This is a genomic window from Streptomyces sp. SID3343 (genome assembly GCF_009865215.1).
Taxonomy (GTDB): Bacteria; Actinomycetota; Actinomycetes; order Streptomycetales; family Streptomycetaceae; genus Embleya.
In genome coordinates, this window is the sequence record NZ_WWJX01000445.1 from 1 (window position 1) to 605 (window position 605).

1 pseudogene is annotated in these 605 nt (G+C 74.2%); it reads left to right on the forward strand.

Features of this window, described 5'->3' with window-relative positions:
- A pseudogene (locus GT354_RS14310) lies at nt 1-431 on the forward strand (LLM class F420-dependent oxidoreductase); the annotation flags it as partial.
- Between the last annotated feature and the right edge of the window lie 174 nt (nt 432-605).

Consider the following 605-nt stretch of genomic DNA (forward strand, 5'->3'; position numbering starts at 1 on the left):
TGCTCGACCTCGCCCGCGAGCGGGCCGAGGGCGCGCACACCTACCTCGTGACGCCCGAGCACACGACGCAGGCTCGGGCCGCGATCGGCGCGGACCGCCTGCTCGCGGTCGAGCAGGCCGCCGTGCTCACCTCCGATCGGGAAACCGCGCTGCGCCGTGCGCGCGAGCACCTGAAGACGTACCTCGATCTGCCGAACTACCGGAACAACTGGCTGCGGCTCGGGCTGACCGAGGACGACTTCGCCGACGGCGGCAGCGAGCGGTTGGTCGATCGGCTCGTGGTGTCGGGTGACGAGGCGGCCATCCGGGTGCGCGTGGACGAGCAGCTCGCGGCCGGCGCCGACCACGTGTGCGTGCAGGTGCTCGGGGATTCGATGACCGACCCGATGATCGGCGACTGGCGCTCGCTCGCTCCGGCGTTGCTGGGCTGAGCGGGTTCGATGCGGGGCCGCCGGCCCCGCATCGGTCACCCGGTGAGCGCCGCGACGGCCGCGTCCACCTCCGCGTCGGTGTTGTAGACGTGGAAGGCCGCGCGCACCCGGCCGGCCCGTACCGCGGCGCGGATGTCGGCCGCGTCCAGGCGGGCCTTGGCGTCCGGGACGGCC